Annotated in this window: 14 protein-coding genes; 4 read left to right on the plus strand and 10 right to left on the minus strand. The window is 71.4% G+C overall.

The window, feature by feature from the left end; all coding sequences use genetic code 11:
* Position 1: 1 nt before the first annotated feature.
* From H1D24_RS18215 to zapE, 10 genes are all read right to left on the minus strand, one after another.
* Complete coding sequence (locus tag H1D24_RS18215; protein ID WP_309484365.1) at positions 2-1,375, minus strand: MbnB/TglH/ChrH family RiPP precursor modification enzyme; 1,374 nt, start codon at positions 1,373-1,375, stop codon at positions 2-4.
* Between the two features lie 263 nt (positions 1,376-1,638).
* Positions 1,639-2,400, minus strand: coding sequence for a DUF4142 domain-containing protein (locus tag H1D24_RS18220; protein ID WP_181658751.1), 762 nt, complete (start codon positions 2,398-2,400; stop codon positions 1,639-1,641).
* A gap of 225 nt (positions 2,401-2,625) precedes the next feature.
* A complete protein-coding gene (locus H1D24_RS18225) occupies positions 2,626-3,333 on the minus strand; it encodes a peptidyl-tRNA hydrolase (protein WP_309484375.1) in 708 nt (235 codons plus the stop codon).
* 189 nt (positions 3,334-3,522) lie between these two features.
* Positions 3,523-3,738: a hypothetical protein gene (locus H1D24_RS18230; protein ID WP_181658661.1), complete on the minus strand. Its 216-nt coding sequence runs from the start codon at positions 3,736-3,738 to the stop codon at positions 3,523-3,525.
* Between the two features lie 48 nt (positions 3,739-3,786).
* A complete protein-coding gene (locus tag H1D24_RS18235; RefSeq protein ID WP_309484366.1) occupies positions 3,787-4,695 on the minus strand; it encodes a polysaccharide deacetylase family protein in 909 nt (302 codons plus the stop codon).
* 285 nt (positions 4,696-4,980) lie between these two features.
* Positions 4,981-5,292, minus strand: coding sequence for a DUF1876 domain-containing protein (locus H1D24_RS18240; protein ID WP_374064257.1), 312 nt, complete (start codon positions 5,290-5,292; stop codon positions 4,981-4,983).
* Between the two features lie 222 nt (positions 5,293-5,514).
* Positions 5,515-7,023, minus strand: a complete 1,509-nt coding sequence (locus tag H1D24_RS18245; RefSeq protein WP_258564146.1) for an alkaline phosphatase PhoX — start codon at positions 7,021-7,023, stop codon at positions 5,515-5,517.
* A gap of 126 nt (positions 7,024-7,149) precedes the next feature.
* A complete protein-coding gene (locus H1D24_RS18250) occupies positions 7,150-8,223 on the minus strand; it encodes an SPFH domain-containing protein (protein ID WP_258564147.1) in 1,074 nt (357 codons plus the stop codon).
* A gap of 401 nt (positions 8,224-8,624) precedes the next feature.
* Positions 8,625-10,283, minus strand: a complete 1,659-nt coding sequence (locus H1D24_RS18255) for an NAD-binding protein (RefSeq protein WP_258564164.1) — start codon at positions 10,281-10,283, stop codon at positions 8,625-8,627.
* A 497-nt stretch (positions 10,284-10,780) separates the two neighbouring features.
* Positions 10,781-11,878 carry a cell division protein ZapE gene (gene zapE / locus H1D24_RS18260; RefSeq protein WP_181658663.1) on the minus strand — a complete coding sequence of 366 codons (1,098 nt, stop codon included), beginning with the start codon at positions 11,876-11,878 and terminating at the stop codon, positions 10,781-10,783.
* Positions 11,879-11,915: 37 nt separating this feature from the next.
* Between zapE and H1D24_RS18265 the strand changes: the two genes are divergently transcribed.
* From H1D24_RS18265 to msrB, 4 genes are all read left to right on the plus strand, one after another.
* Positions 11,916-12,758 (plus strand): pyrimidine reductase family protein, encoded by an 843-nt coding sequence (locus tag H1D24_RS18265; protein ID WP_181658664.1) that lies wholly within the window; start codon positions 11,916-11,918, stop codon positions 12,756-12,758.
* 129 nt (positions 12,759-12,887) lie between these two features.
* Positions 12,888-13,361, plus strand: coding sequence for an indole-3-glycerol phosphate synthase (locus H1D24_RS18270; protein ID WP_181658665.1), 474 nt, complete (start codon positions 12,888-12,890; stop codon positions 13,359-13,361).
* A 229-nt stretch (positions 13,362-13,590) separates the two neighbouring features.
* On the plus strand, positions 13,591-14,979 hold the full coding sequence (gene murC, locus H1D24_RS18275; protein WP_181658666.1) for a UDP-N-acetylmuramate--L-alanine ligase: 1,389 nt from the start codon (positions 13,591-13,593) through the stop codon (positions 14,977-14,979).
* 22 nt (positions 14,980-15,001) lie between these two features.
* Positions 15,002-15,409: a peptide-methionine (R)-S-oxide reductase MsrB gene (gene msrB / locus H1D24_RS18280; RefSeq protein ID WP_181658667.1), complete on the plus strand. Its 408-nt coding sequence runs from the start codon at positions 15,002-15,004 to the stop codon at positions 15,407-15,409.
* Positions 15,410-15,653 lie beyond the last annotated feature (244 nt).

Below are 15,653 nucleotides of genomic sequence, written 5' to 3' on the forward strand. Positions count from 1 at the left end.
GTCACCCCCGGTGCAGTGCGAGGCGGGACGCGGCGGCGCGGACCAGCCGGGCCACGGGGCGCGGGGACGGCGGCTTCGGACTGGTCCGTTCGAGCCACCACTCCGTCAACTGACGCCGGGTTTCGGCGCCTTCGAGTGTCCCGGCGAGCAGCAGATGCTCGGCGAAGCCGAGTGCGTCACGGCGGTAGCCACCGGTCATCGGCTGCTTCCGGGCGTAGGCGAAGAAGGAGGCGCGGTACGTGTCCCCGAGGATTCCCGGAAGTTCGGGCGCGACCTTGGCGATGACGTCGGCCCGCTTGGAGGTGAGCGCTTGGGACTGCACCTTCAGCCGCGCCCGGTCGAACCCCTCGGGGACGGGCGTCCCGCCGACCAGCGCGGACAGCAGCGAGGCCTGCGCGAGCGCGACGCGCTGGCGTGCGGCGCCGGCTCCACGGCTTTCGGCCGCGAGGGCGGCCTCAGCACGGGTCTCCGTCGAGATGACCTCTCCACGGCTTCCCTTCGGGACGGCGGCCTCCCCACGGTTTTCCGTCGCATCGGCGACCTCCCCCGCCGACGCCCGCGACACCGTCGACCGGATGGCGTCGAGCTCCGCCTCCAGCTCCTCCGTGTCAGGGAAGTTCTCGTCGCGCTCCAGCAGGACGCCCGGCGGGGTCACGCGGGAGGCCAGGTCGGCGAGGATGCCGAGGACCGGCTCCGGGACCGGGTGGGCGTGGCTGTCGTGCCACACGCCGTCGCGCTCGAAGCCGCCCGCCACATGGACGTAGGCGATGGCCTCGACGGGCAGTGCGTCGAGCGCCGCCGACGGGTCCTCACCGCGGTTGACGTGGTTGGTGTGCAGGTTCGCCACGTCGATGAGCAGGCGTACGCCGGTGCGCTCCACCAGTTCGTACAGGAACTGCCCCTCGGTCATCTCCTCGCCCGGCCAGGAGATCAGCGCCGCGATGTTCTCCAGGGCGAGCGGCACCGGCAGTGCGTCCTGCGCGATCCGTACGTTCTCGCAGAGCACGTCCAGCGCGTCGCGGGTGCGCGGCACCGGCAGCAGATGCCCCGCCTCCAGCGGCTGCGAGGCGGTGAGCGCGCCACCGGCCCGTACGAACGCGATGTGCTCCGTGACGAGCGGGGCGCCCAGGGCCCGCGCGCGCTCGGAGAGGGCGGTCAGCCGCTCCTCGTCGGGACGGTCCGCGCCGCCCAGGCCGAGCGACACCCCGTGCGGCACCACCGTGACACCGCGCTCGCGCAGCCGCCGCAGGGAGTCGGGAAGGTGCCCCAGGCAGATGTTCTCCGCCACGACCTCGACCCAGTCGATGCCCGGCATCCGTTCCACCGCGTCGGCGATCTCCGGCCGCCAGCCGATTCCGGTACCCAAGTGCTGCACGATTCCCCCTCCTTCACGCAGACCCTGTGTGGCCTCCGCCGGCAGCCGATGCGCGGCGTGCCGATGTGACGGAGTCATGGCCCCGGTGCCTGGCACCGAACCCACGTACGGGGACGTTCAGAGCAACATTTGAGGTTCCGGCGCCAGGGAGACCGCACTGCCTCGGACCGGTCGTGGGAGTGGTCGGCCTACTCGGGACCGGGCTACTCAGGACCGGGCTACTCGGGACCGGGCTACTCGGGATCGGGCTACTCGGGATCGGGCTACTCGGGATCGGGCCGGTCCGTGTTGACCTGTCCCGGCGCCGTGGGCGACGGCCGCGAGGTGACCGAGATGTCGCCGGTCGGGCCGGCCGGCGGTGCCGACGGCGCGATGCCGGAGGGCGGCGGAGGCCCGGTGGGGCTCGCGGTCTGGGTCGCGGCGGAGCCGTTCGCTATCGCGTCGAAGTCGACCATCCCGGTGCTTTCGAGCATCGTGATGTGGTCGAGCACGGTCTGGTTGGCGTCCGTGGCCAGCTGCCGGATCAGGGTGTTGCGGGTGCTGTCGCGCACCTGGGCGATCACGCTGAACACCTTGCCGTGCGCGGCACGCAGCAGGTTGGCGAACTTCCGCTCGTACTCCTGTCCCTGGGCCTCCGTCAGCTCGCGCAGCCAGCCCTGCTGTTGTTCGGTCGGCTGGTTGGGCAGTTCGATGTTGAGCTGTGCGGCGACGTTCCGTACCCGCTCGTCGAGATCGGTGTGGCCGACGATCAGATGGTCACCCGTCGCCTTGATCGCCTCGGTGGGCGCCCGTTCCAGGGCCTGCTGGCCTGCGGGTATCTCCCACAGCCCGGCGAGCCGCACCTTGACCACCAGTTCGCGGTCAAGGGTGGAGAGCGGCCCCCAGCGCGTGGCCACGGTGCCCGCGGCCAGGTTGGCGGGGCCGGTGCCCGACCGGTCGGCGTACGACCAGACGGGGAAGGCGAGAGCGCCGATGGTGGCGACGAGTGCCGCGATGACGAGTCCCGTGCCGTTGATCCGTCGCAGCAAATGAGCCTCCCGGTGTGCCAGCTGCCTCTGCTCGATCACCTGAATCAACCGCCGCGTGCAGAGCAGTTCAACCTACTTGGCGGTATCGAGAGGTACGTAGGCAGTGACCGGGATGTTCACCGGCATGTTCACCGGCATGTTCAAGGGCCGGTGAACGGGTCAGCGCCCTGTCTCGGGCAGCGTCCTGCTTCGGCCTGCGGACTGTTCGGGGCCTTCGGCCGGTCAGCGACGCCGGTGCAGCGCCGGATGGTCCGCGACCACTGTGCACGAGCCGGGGGCGATCTCCGTGAAGCCCGCGTCGCGCACCACCGGCAGTCCGCTCGAGGTGAGTTCGTCCCAGTGAGCGGGGTCCGCCGTCCGCACGGACAGCGGGAAGCCCGCTTCGCGCCAGGCCGTGCGCTCCTCGTCCGGCAGCTCCCACCACGCGAGTTGGGCACCGTGGCCCGCCTGGGCCATTGCCTTGCCCGCCGACATCTCGACGCCGGGGTTCAGCCACAGCACAGGAGCGGTCCCATCGGCGTCGGCCGGGGGCTCCGGGTCGTCGAGATCCGTGCCCGATACCTGCAGACGCGCCAAGTCCTTCGGCCAGCCGTCCAACGGCACCGGCGGGAAGACCCGCACCTCGGCGGACTTGCCGGTGACCGTGATGCCGGGCAGCGCCTCGGCCCGCCGCCACTCGGCGCCCCGCGCCCGCCGCACCACCTTGCGGATCCGCGCGTCCTCCCAGTCCCGCACCGCCTGTGCCCACGCCCCGTCGCCCAGCGACCGCTCGTCGCTCAACATCCTCAGGACGGCACGGGCGGCGGTCTCCAACGCGTCCGTACGGGCCGGGGGAGCGGCGCGCTCGATGCGTACCACCAGGGGCAGTACGAACTGGGTGACGGTGTCGCGCACGGTGCGCCCGGAACGGAAGGGGCTCTCCGGGGCCACGCATCCGGACTCCGTGGCGCTCGAGGCGCTTGGGGCCGGGGATGCGGTGGTCGTGTCGGTGTCGGTGTCGGTGTCGGGCGCGTCGGGGGCGTCGTGGCTGCTCACCGGTCCAGTCTGCCAGGGGGATGATCGGTTCTTCCGGCCTGGCCCGGCCCGGCCCCGCCCGGCCGTACCGTACCGGCTGGCGCCTCAGCCGGAGCAGGCGCTGCGCTGCGCCTCCTGCCACTCGCAGACCGGGCACAGCGTGATGCCCTTGTACGACTCCGGATACTCGGTGGGCTCCCGGCACAGTACGCACTCGGCGAACGGAGGGCCGTCCGCCTTCGCGGGCGCGGCGGTGTCGGACGCGACCGCGGCGGTGTCCGGGCCGGTCGCGCTGCCGGTGGTGCAGTAGGAGTCCTCCATGCCACCAGCCTAGAACGTGACGCCCCGGGGCCCTCGCCGGTCGACCGCCTATCCGCGGCCGCCGGCCTCCTCCCCGATCAGCTCCGACACCTTCACGAAGCGGAACCCGCGGTCCCGCAACTCCGGGACGATCGTGCGTACCGCCTTCTCCGTCGCCGGAGCCGCGCTGCGCGTGCAGTGCATCACCACGACGGAACCGGGCCGGACCCCGTCCAGCACCTGCTGCGCCACCGCATCGGCATCCGTCGCGAACGCGTCGCCGCTCACGACGTCCCACTGCACGGCCGTGACGCCGACGGGGGTCAGCTCCCGGAGGGCACGGTCGTCGTAACAGCCGCCGGGGAAACGGAAGTACGGCATCGCGTGCGCCACGCCCGCCTTTCGGAACGCCGTGAAGGCGCGCTCCACGTCGGAGCGCATCCGTGCGGTCCCGATGGTCGGCAGGCCGTAGCAGTCGGGGGTGAAGGCGTAGTGGCTGTAGGAGTGGTTGGCGATCTCGAAGAGGGGGTCCTGCGCGAGGGAACGGGCCTCGTCCGGGTACTCCTCGGCCCACCGTCCGGTCATGAAGACGGTCGACGGCACCTTCAGGCGGCGCAGTGTGGCGACGAGCTCCGGGTTGTCGAAGCGTTCCCCGGCTGCCGCGCGTGAGCCCTGGTCCGCGGTCATGTCGGCGTCGAAGGTGAGCGCCACTGTTTTCCCGCCGGTGCGCGGACCGTTCGTGAACACCGGGGTCAGTCCGGCGGGGCCGGGCGCGAGGGTGGGCGGCCGGGACGGCGTGGCCGAGGGCGATGCGGTGGAGGCCGGCGATGCGGTGGTGGCGGCCGGCGGGCCTGGACGCTCCGGGAGTCCGGCGTCCTGCGCGCCGTGGGCGCCGCACCCGACGAGTGCGGCGCCCAGCGCGCAGAGCGAGGCGCTCCACGCACGGCGCGTGATGATTCTCCGTGCAGAGGTGATCACCCAGCGAACATATGGTGCTAAAACCGACCTGTCGGCGAGGCGAAGCGCCGTACGCCCTCGTTCGCCCCGCCGAAGTCACCCGCTCACCGGAACCGGGTCGCCCGCTCGCCGGAACCGGGTCACCCGCTCATCGGCACCCGGAGTCACCCGGGCGCCGGCACCCGGAGTCACCCGCTCACCGGCACCCGGAGTCACCCTGGCGCCGGAACCCGGGGTGCCCGGGCACCGGAAGCAGAGTGAGCCGTCTGCCGCATCCGCGGTTGGCCGGCCGGCGACCCCATGTGATCACGGGTGCGGATGCGCCGGCACGTGCGTGGCCTCCTCGATCTCATGGGCCGCCTTGCGCAGCAGCTGCCGCGCCAGGTCGTTGAGCGCCCGCGCCGCGGCCAACTCCTCACCGACGCGATTCTGCACCGGATCGTCCGGGTGCCGTTTGGCATGCCCGTGAGCCTTGAGCTCGGTGCTGTCCGGAAGCCTCAGCGCCGCGTTGGCCCCGGTGTCGTTGCCGTCTTCCTGGATGCCCAGATCCACATGCCAGGTTGCGTCGTTCTGCATGGCGATCGCCTTCTTTCCTACGTGCTCGCCATCGCGCTGCACCGCTGCGGGACGCCCAGAATCCCCGTATTTCCCCGTATTCAATCCTGTACGTCCGAAAGGGTGTCGTCCAATCCTGTACGCCCCCCAAAGCGCAGGCGCAAGCCGTGGAGGGACGCGGTGACAGTGCGTACCGCACGGGAGCTCTGAGTGCCGCAACGCGGAGGCTGTGGGTGCCGGAACGGCCCGGGCACACAGGCCCGGGCCGCTTCTGGTTCCGGACTCTTACCAGGGCCCCGTCACCGCGAAGGTCGTGCCGGGCGCGTAGCAGTTGACGTACATGGTGTCGCCGTCGGGGGAGAAGGTCACGCCGGCGAACTCTCCCCACTCCGGGGCCTCGGGCGTACCAATGTTCTGACGTCCGCGCGCCATCGCGTAGACCTCGCCGCGGCGCGTCACCCCGTACACGTGCTGGGCACCCTCGCCGTCCTCGCAGACCATGAGGCCGCCGCTGGGCGCCAGGCAGATGTTGTCCGGTTCCTCGCCGGGCAGCTGCACATCGGTGCCCGGGCCGAAGACGATCACCAGGGTGAGGCGGCGCCGGGCGGGGTCGTACCGCCAGATCTGCCCGAAGTGGTCGGCGGCCGAGCCCTCGCGGCTGCGCGCGTACGACGAGACGAAGTACACGGACGTACCGCCCCAGTAGCAGCCCTCGAGCTTCTGCGCGTGCGTGATGCCCTTCGGGCCGAAGTCCTGGAGGCGGATGGGTGTCGAGGCGGCGAGCGGGTCCGGGACGTCGGCCCACTCGATGCCGTCGAACGTCGTGCCCGTCTCCTGGATGGCGGAGAGGTCCGGCACGCCCGGTACGCGCATGGCCTGCAGCCTGCCGCCCGCGCGCAGCGAGCCGAGACCGCCCTCCGGCCTCTCGGGCAGGAAGCGGTAGAAGAGGCCGAAGGGTTTTTCGAAGGCGTCCTCGGTCTCGTAGACGATGCCGCGCTGCGGATCGACGGCGATCGCCTCATGCTGGAAGCGGCCCATCGCGGTCAGCGGCACGGCTCCTGAGCGGTGCGGATCCGACGGGTGGACCTCGAAGATGAAACCGTGGTCCTTGGTGTAGCCGTTGGTGCCGGCCTTGTCCTCGGTCTCCTCGCAGGTCAGCCAGGTGCCCCAAGGGGTCGGCCCGCCCGCGCAGTTGACGGCGGTGCCGGCGATCGCGACGCGCTCGTCCAGGACGTCGTTGCGGCTGTCGAGGGTCAGCGCGGTACAGCCGCCCTTGGCGGCCGGGTCGTAGGTGAGGCCGTCGACCGTCGGCACCGGGACCCTGCCGGTGACGCGGTTCTCGTGGTTGCGTACGAGGTGGACGCGGCCCTGTCTGCCTGCGAAGGCGGCCATGCCGTCATGGTTGCTGGGTACCTTGCCCTCACCCGAGCGCAGGGGGTCGCCCTCGCGGGAGAGCACCTTGTAACGGAACCCTTTCGGGAGGTCGAGCAGGCCGTCCGGGTCGGGTACGAGGGGGCCGTATCCGGTCCTGCCCTGGGCGGCGGCCGTACCGGCGAAGAGTTCGGAGAGTGCGCCGGTGAAGGCGATCCCCGCGCCCACCGCGCCGGTACGGGCGAGGACTTGGCGTCGTGTCGCGGACTGGTGCTCCGAGGGTCGGCCGCCCTCCGATGGCCGGTGTTCCGAGGGGCGGTGTTCTGAGGGGCGGTGTTCTGAGGGGCGGTGTTCCGACGATCGTCGTTCCGCGGACCGTTGTTCCGGGAAGCGCGCGGACGCGGGCTGTGCGGACGCAGACATGGTGCAACCTCCTGTTGGCGGACAGGAACTGTGACCCGCCTGTGTGTAGCACGCACCAAGGGTCTCGGGAACCACGCCTGTCGCCGGAGACCACGCCAGTGACCTCCGGCGACTCGTCCGGCCTTATCAGGCCTTGGCCTTGTGGGAGGCCTTGTGGGAGGAGGGCTCAGGCGTCTCGAGAGCGGCGTTCAAGGGCGTCCAGGAGGGCGCCTCGAGCTCAGGCGACTCGTCCGGCGTGCCGGTGCCGGTGCCGGTGCTGGCACCGGTACTGATGCCGGTGTCGGTCGGTGCGTCGGCTTCGGCCGGCGCCTCTGCTCGGGTGGACGCGTCCGCTTGGGACGGTGTATCCGCCTGGGCCGGTGTATCCACCTGGGCCGGTGTATCCGCCTGGGTCACCGGTGCCGCAGCGGAAGCGGGCGTCGGAGTCGGCGCCCCCTGCTGCTGAGCGGCGCGTTCGAGGAAGCGCAGCAGCTCCACGGGGAAGGGCAGCACCAGCGTGGAGTTCTTCTCGGCGGCGACCGCCACCACGGTCTGCAGGAGGCGGAGTTGGAGCGCGGCGGGCTGATTGGACATGACCCCGGCGGCCTCCGCCAGCTTCTTGGATGCCTGCAGTTCCGCGTCGGCGTTGATGACGCGGGCGCGACGTTCCCGGTCGGCCTCGGCCTGGCGGGCCATGGACCGCTTCATCGTGTCGGGCAGGGACACGTCCTTGATCTCGACGCGGTCGATCTGCACGCCCCAGCCCACCGCAGGACTGTCGATCATCAGCTCCAGGCCCTGGTTGAGCTTCTCCCTGTTCGACAGGAGGTCGTCCAGGTCGCTCTTGCCGATGATCGAGCGCAGCGACGTCTGCGCCATCTGGGAGACCGCGAAGCGGTAGTCCTCGACCTGGACGATCGCGTACGTCGCGTCGACCACCTTGAAGTAGACCACCGCGTCGACGCGCACCGTCACGTTGTCCCGTGTGATCCCCTCCTGCGCGGGTACGGGCATCGTCACGATCTGCATGTTCACCTTCCGCAGCCGGTCCACCACGGGGATGATCATGGTGAAGCCCGGTTTGCGTACGCCCTCGAGCACGCGCCCGAGGCGGAAGACCACGCCCCGCTCGTACTGTTTGACGATCTTGGCTGCCGCCATGACGTACACCACCGCGGCAGAACCCAACCCCGCCGCCGCTGCCAGCAGGTCCTCGAGCATGACGACCCCCTCAAGCCTGATGCCGTCCAAGGAGCCAGAAATGTGCTTTTACTCGCACTATTGCCACGATATGACTTGATCGGTGCACGGTCGAGCACGGTCCGCGGCTTTCCGCACAGCCGCACATCAGCCGTGCCGCGGACGCACGGGCAACCATGCCGCGGCCATACGGCAGCCGCGCCGCGTCCGCACGGCCGGCTTCCTTCTGCGTGCCGCAGGCCGCGTCACGGTCACGGCGAGCCGACTGCCCCCGCCGCCACCAGGAGCTCATGGAGCAGGTGCGATGCGGTGATCACGCGTGTCCCGGCTTCACTGCCCGCGCGACTGCCGGTCAGGGCCCGTAAGCCGGTCTGCGCCGGTACGCCGGTCCGGGCCGTACGCCCACCGGTCCCGTACGCCGGTCAGGGCCCGTAGCTGGTCAGGGCCGGACGCCGACCGGGATCCGTGCGCCGTGTGAGCGCGCCGGGGTGCGCGGCGCGCAGGGTGCGGTAGACGGCGGTCGCGAAGTCGTCGTCGTACAGCCGCAGCGACACCCGCAGATCGGGCCTGACCGACCGGGCGACCAGCGCGGCCTCGAGGTTGGTGGTGTCGGAGCTGGTGAGCGCGAGCAGGGACTGCGCCCGATGGATCTTGGCGGCCTCCTGGACGCCCTCGTGCGTGATGTCGCCCAGGACCACCGGCACCCGTAGCCGCCGGGCGAGGGGGAGGCCCCGCGCCTCCGGGTCGGCCTCCACGCACACCACCGGGATGTCCAGCTCGCGCAGCCGCGCCAGCACCCGGGTGCCGATCTTGCCGAGGCCGAGGAGCACGACATGGCCGGACAGCCCGCGCGGCGGCCGACGCAGCGCGGACCCGTTGCGGAATGTGCCCAGCGCCTCCAGCACGGCGGCGAGCAGCACCGGAAGCAGCAGCAGACCGACGAGCCCGGACAACAGCTGGAGGACCTTGCGGCTGGTCCCCTCGTCCACCGCCGGGTCGTTCATGCCGAAGAGATCCAGCAGCGTCAGATACGTGGCTGTCAGCGGATGCTCGCCGGTCGTCAGCATGGCCGCAACGACGAGGGCCACCATGCTGCCCACCAGCCACGCGAAGGACCAGCGCAGCCGGCGCGACAGCAGCGAGGCGAAGGGCGCGCTGCGGCCGGCGGGCAGGGCCGGGCCCGAGTACGACACCGTCTCCAGTACGACCGTGCCGCGGCCGGTCGCCGAGCCCACCGACCGTTCGTCGGGCAGGAGCTGTGGCCCCTCCGCCCCGCTGCCTTCCGCTCCCTCGCTTCCCGCCGGGTCCGTGGAGGTCGCCGAGAGCAGAGCCAGGGTGCACAGCCCCGGGTCGGCCACCTCGCCGGGCCCCGGCGGGGTGCGCTCCACCGCCCGCAGCAGCAGACCGTCGGCGTGGACGACCTTGCTGGTACCGGCCACGGCGGTGGCAGCCAGGGCCGGTGCGGCGGTGTCGGCGTCCGACAGCACGGTGGTCGACGCGTCGTGGGTTTCCGCGTCCGGTCCGGGAGCGGCCAGCGCGGCCGCCTGGTCGAGCAGGGCCTCCAGGTGCTGGCCGAGCCGGCGGTTGTAGAGCCGGATCACCAGGCGCAGCCGCGGATTGAGGCGGCGCGCGGTCAGCGCGGCCCGGATGTTCGTCTCGTCGTCGTCATGGACGAGCGCGAGGGCCGCCGCGTGCTCCACCCCTGCCTCGGCCAGGATCTCCTCCGTCGGCTCGGCGGCCTCCAGGAGCCGTTCGGGCGCGGGAGGTTCGCCGTTGCGGGCTGCGCCGTTGCCGGTCCCACGGTTGCTGCCCGCGCCGTTGGGTGCGCCACGGCTGGCGGCCCCATCGTCGGGTGCGCCACGGCTGGCTGCCTCACCGTTGGCGGCTGCGCCGTTGCCGGCCGTGCGCGTCACCGCCGCGGACATCCGCTCGAGCAGCGACGAGGCGCGCGCCCGCCCCACGACGGGCGGCCGCCCACTCCGGCCGGCCGGCGGCACGACCAACGTCACCTGCTCGCCGTACAGCCCGCGCAGCTCGGCGGCGAGCCGGTGGGCGAGCGCATCGTCCCCGCAGACCACCATGTGGCCGGCGGCGGGCGTGGACGGGGTCTGCTGAGGCGGAAGGGTGGACATGATCAGCAAGACTGCCGCAGACGTCCCACCGGTTCCACCGAATCCACCGAATCCGGCAAACAGCTACGAACGGCCGCGCGAACGCACCCGAGCGCGCCTGACGCCGCCTCGCTCGCTGGAGCCACTAGACGCCGTCAGCCTGTGGGCAGTCGTCCGCTGGGGCGATGGGGGTGCCCCCATGCCCCCTTAAGGCAATGGGGGAGGGTGGGCACTGGGGGCATCTCCCAGCGTTGGCTGGGGGAGGAACCCCGACGGCGCCGGGCTGCGCCCCCACGCGCACCAGAATGCCGTGGCGGCGGCCCTCCTGGCGGACAGCGCTTGGCGGCCCCGCCCAGCCTCAGCGCCTGGTGGCGGCCCTCCCGGTGGACAGCGCCTGGCGGCGGCCCTCCCGGCCAGTGCGCGGGCCTCGCGATGGCCGCGGTCGGCGGCGTCCGGCCGCGCCCCGGCTACTCGCCGACCAGCCCCTTCGCGTCCCTCGCCAGCGCGGTCAGACGCGAGATCGCCCGGAAGTACTTCTTCCGGTAGCCGCCGCGCAGCATCTCCTCGCTGAAGAGCTTGTCGAAGGGCAGGCCGGAGGCCAGCACGGGGACTTCGCGGTCGTACAGCCGGTCGGCGAGTACGACGAGGCGCAGCGCCGTCGACTGGTCCGGGACCGGCTGCACATCCGTCAGGCAGACCGCCGTCAGGCCGTCCGTCAGCGCGCCGTACCGGCTGGGGTGCACGCGCGCGAGGTGGTCCAGCAGATGCGGGAAGTCGTCCAGCGAGGCGTCCGGCGTGGCATACGCGGCCCGCGTCACCTGGTCGTCCGAGAACGGCGCGGGCGCTTCGGGAAGGCCGCGGTGGCGGTAGTCCTCGCCGTCGATCCGCAGAGGCCGGAAGTGCGCGGACAGGCCCTGTATCTCGCGGAGGAAGTCGGCGGCGGCGAACCGGCCCTCGCCCAGCTTGCCGGGCAGCGTGTTCGACGTCGCGGCGAGCGCCACGCCCGCGTCGACCAGCTTGCCGAGCAGCGTGGACACCAGCACCGTGTCACCCGGGTCGTCGAGCTCGAACTCGTCGATGCACAGCAGGCTGTGGCCGCTCAGCGTCTGCACGGTCTGCTGGAAGCCGAGCGCACCGACGAGATTGGTCAGCTCCACGAACGTGCCGAACGCCTTCTGCTCGCGCGCGGCCGGAGCGGCATGCCAGAGCGAGGCCAGCAGATGCGTCTTGCCGACGCCGTAACCGCCGTCGAGATACACGCCGCGCGGACCGGCCGGCACCGCGGGCTTCGCCCGTCCGCCGAACCACCGCCGCTTGCCGCTCCCGGAGGCATGCGCCCCGCCGAGCCCGGCCGCGAAGCCGCTCAGGACCTGCACCGCCTCGCTCTGGCTGGGCTGGTTCGGGTCCGGAATGTACGTATCGAAGCGCACGGAGTCGAAGCGCGGCGGCGGCACCATCTCGGCGACGAGCCGGTCCGCGGGGACGTGGGGTTCGCGGGCGCACAGGGACAGCGGGGCCGCTTCGGTTATCGGGCTGTGCCCGCGGGCGGCTGTGGAGGACGACACGCTTCCCCACTTTAGGCGCCGTGGAAGACTGATCGGCATGCGACGCCTGTTCCCTGTGACATACGAAACAGCAGACCGTACGAGTTCCACGGCGGATCGTGGGGGTGCCCCCTGCTCGACCGGAGCCGAGAGCTTGGGGGAGGGCTTTGCGCAGTCCGCCGACCGCGAGTGGGGGCTGGAGGAGCTCGCCGAGGCGTATGCGTATCCAGGGGACCGGGACGTGTGGCTGCGCGCCAACATGGTGTCGACGCTCGATGGCGCGGCCCAGCACGAGGGCCGCTCGCAGCCCATCTCGTGCGAGACCGACATGCGTATCTTCGGCACGCTGCGCGGGCTCGCGGACGCCGTGGTCGTGGGCGCGGAGACCGTCCGTCTGGAGGGTTATCGCCCCGCACGCGCGCGTGAGGCCTTCGCCGCGCGCCGGGCCGCGGCCGGACAGGGCCCGGCGCCGGCCATCGCGGTCGTCAGCGCCAGCCTGGAGCTGGACTTCTCCCTGCCCCTCTTCACCGAGCCGCTCGTCCCCACCCTCCTGGTGACGGGTGCGGCTGCGCCCCTTACCCGCCTCCGGGCCGCGGAGGCGGCGGGCGTCGAGGTGGTGATCGCCGGCGAGGGAGCGGGCGCGGAGCCGGCCCGGATCGTACGGGCGCTGGCCGACCGCGGTCTGAGGCGGCTGCTGACCGAGGGCGGACCGCGCCTGCTCGGCCAGTTCGTGGCTGCGGACGCCCTGGACGAGCTGTGTCTGACGCTCTCTCCGATGGTGGCCTCGGGAGCGGCACAGCGCATCGTCGGAGGCCCCGAGATGGATGTGCTGAAACGATTCGCCCTGTCCTCGCTCTTGGAGGACACTGGGTTTCTCTTCGCTCGCTACCGTCGTAAGTGACACACAGCGGAATCATTCGCTCCGCTCCGTCTTCGCCAGGCAAACTGAATCTTGGATACCCCGTGCAGAGACGGGGCGGGCTGGTTTCCGAAGGGGCACTTCGCGGCCCATGGAGAGAGGGCTCCTGTCGTGTTCACGAGCGTATTGATGATCGAGAAGGCCCTGACATCCGCCGACGTGGAGTTCATCACCACCTTGCACGGCGACGAGGGCGCTTCCTTCCACGTACTGCTGCAGCCGCGCGGTGAGCAGGCCGACCGCCTGCTGCGCGCCATCGACGACATCGCGATGGGCGAGATCGACGAGGCCGTCCGCGAGCACGAGACTCCCGAGGGCAAGGACGCGGCCGCCGTCGGCCGGCAGGCCCTCGACGTCTCCCTCGCCGCCCTGCGCGCATCGGGCTGCACCGCGGAGGGGCGGCTCGTTGAGGACCACCCGCTCGACGCGCTCAAGACGCTGGTCGAGGAGACGGACGCCGACGAGGTCATCGTGCTGACCGACCCCCACTACGTGGAGGAGTTCTTCCACCGCGACTGGGCGTCGCGGGCACGGCACAAGGTGGGGGTACCGGTCCTGAAACTGTTCTCGCACAAGAAGGCGTAGAGGGTTGGTGGGGGTGGGTCGGCGGTACGAGCCGGCCGCGGAGTGCGGGGCGCCCGACTCGGCCGGCCGAGGGCACGGCACCGCATCCGCAAGGCATAGGCGAGGGCACGGCACCGTACCCGCAAGGCATAGGCTGGGGACCCGCTCCGGCGTCGTTTCGCCGGCCGCGGCCCCAGCCGTATAACTTGCCCGAACCAGCCGTACCACTCGTCACCTGGGAGACACACGCATGGCACCCGGCCTTCCCACCGCCATGGACCGACCGCACTTCATCGGCATCGGCGGCGCCGGAATGTCGGGAATCGCGAAGATCCTCACCCAGCGCGGAGCCAAGGTCGCGGGCAGCGACGCGAAGGAGTCCGAGACCGCGGACGCGCTGCGTGCGCTCGGCGCCACCGTGCACATCGGCCATGACGCCGCGCACCTCGCCGACGACGCCACCTGCGTCGTCGTCTCGTCCGCGATCCGCGCCGACAACCCCGAGCTCGCCCGCGCCGCCGAGCTCGGCATCCCGGTCGTCCACCGCTCGGACGCCCTGGCCTCGCTGATGGACCGCCTCCGCCCGATCGCGGTCGCCGGTACGCACGGCAAGACCACGACGACGTCGATGCTCGCGGTCTCCCTCACCTCTCTCGGCCTCAACCCGTCGTACGCGATCGGCGGCGACCTGGACGCGCCCGGCTCGAACGCCCAGCACGGCACCGGTGAGATCTTCGTGGCCGAGGCGGACGAGAGCGACCGCAGCTTCCACAAGTACGCTCCCGAGGTGGCGATCGTGCTGAACGTGGAGCTGGACCACCACGCCAACTACGCGTCCATGGACGAGATCTACGAGTCCTTCGAGACGTTCGCCGGAAAGATCGTGCCCGGCGGGACGCTGGTGATCTCCGCGGACCATGAGGGCGCGCGCGAGCTGACCCGGCGGATCGGGGACCGCGTCCGGGTGGTGACGTACGGCGAGTCCGACGACGCCGACGTCCGCGTCCTCTCCGTCGTCGCCCAGGGCCTGAAGAGCGAGGTCACGGTCCTGCTCGACGGCGCCGAGCTGACCTTCGCGGTCTCCGTCCCCGGCCGCCACTACGCGCACAACGCGGTCGCGGCCCTGGCCGCGGGCGTGGCGCTCGGCATCCCGGCGGCGGACCTCGCCCCGGCCCTCGCCTCCTACACGGGCGTGAAGCGCCGCCTCCAGCTCAAGGGCGAGGCGGCGGGCGTGCAGGTCATCGACTCCTACGCCCACCACCCCACCGAGATGACCGCCGACCTGGAGGCGATGCGCGCCGCCGCCGGGGACTCCCGCATCCTGGTCCTCTTCCAGCCCCACCTCTTCTCCCGCACCCAGGAGCTCGGCACGGAGATGGGCGAGGCGCTGGCCCTCGCCGACGCCTCCGTGGTCCTCGACATCTACCCGGCCCGCGAGGACCCGATCCCGGGCGTCACCAGCGCCCTGATCGTCGACGCGGCACAGGCGGCCGGCGCGGACGTCCAGGCCGTGCACGACAAGGCCGCGGCCGCCGAGGTCGTCGCGGGAATGGCCAAGCCGGGTGATCTTGTTCTCACCATGGGCGCGGGCGACGTGACGGAGCTCGGCCCGAAGATCCTCGACCACCTGTCGAAGTAGCCGGAGTGAGGGGCTGAGCAACATGGCGTACGACGTCGAAAAGCCGGACGAGCAGTGGCGGGCGGAGCTGAACCCGGCGGAGTACGCGGTGCTGCGCCAGGCCGGCACGGAGCCCGCGTTCACGGGTGAGTACACGGACACCAAAGCCAAGGGCGTCTACTCGTGCCGCGCCTGTGGCGCCGAGCTCTTCACCTCGGACACGAAGTTCGAGTCGCACTGCGGCTGGCCGTCCTTCTTCGACCCCAAGGACACCGACGCGGTCGAGCTGATCGAGGACCGGTCGCACGGGATGGTGCGCACGGAGGTGAGGTGCGCCCGCTGCGGCTCGCACCTCGGCCACGTCTTCGAGGGCGAGGGCTACCCGACGCCGACGGACCAGCGGTACTGCATCAACTCGATCTCGCTGCGGCTGACTTCTGACGAGGGTTGAGGTAGCTCGCCCGACGAGGGTTGAGCCAGCTCGCCTCCCGTCACCGTGTTCTCCGTGAACCCGTATCGACTGAACCCACATCAAAGCTGATAAAGCGGCACGTTTCTTTTCAACCCTCGGTCCTGCAAAGGGAGTTTTCGCGCCAGGATCGAGGGTTTCCCCTGTATCCGGCCTGCCCGCGCCTTGTTTATCGTTCGGTCACAGCTGACCCACAGGTAACCCCTTACGGTCGCTCGCGCCTGGC

The organism is Streptomyces himalayensis subsp. himalayensis (assembly GCF_013778455.1).
Taxonomy (GTDB): domain Bacteria; phylum Actinomycetota; class Actinomycetes; order Streptomycetales; family Streptomycetaceae; genus Streptomyces; species Streptomyces himalayensis.

What these genes read in the sequence shown, in the direction of transcription:
- H1D24_RS18230 (WP_181658661.1), bottom strand. Translation starts at nt 3,738, where the DNA reads ATGGAGGACTCCTACTGCACCACCGGCAGCGCGACCGGCCCGGACACC.
- H1D24_RS18245 (WP_258564146.1), bottom strand. Translation starts at nt 7,023, where the DNA reads ATGTCTGCGTCCGCACAGCCCGCGTCCGCGCGCTTCCCGGAACAACGG.
- H1D24_RS18250 (WP_258564147.1), bottom strand. Translation starts at nt 8,223, where the DNA reads ATGCTCGAGGACCTGCTGGCAGCGGCGGCGGGGTTGGGTTCTGCCGCG.
- H1D24_RS18255 (WP_258564164.1), bottom strand. Translation starts at nt 10,283, where the DNA reads ATGGTGGTCTGCGGGGACGATGCGCTCGCCCACCGGCTCGCCGCCGAG.
- H1D24_RS18265 (WP_181658664.1), top strand. Translation starts at nt 11,916, where the DNA reads ATGCGACGCCTGTTCCCTGTGACATACGAAACAGCAGACCGTACGAGT.
- murC (WP_181658666.1), top strand. Translation starts at nt 13,591, where the DNA reads ATGGCACCCGGCCTTCCCACCGCCATGGACCGACCGCACTTCATCGGC.
- msrB (WP_181658667.1), top strand. Translation starts at nt 15,002, where the DNA reads ATGGCGTACGACGTCGAAAAGCCGGACGAGCAGTGGCGGGCGGAGCTG.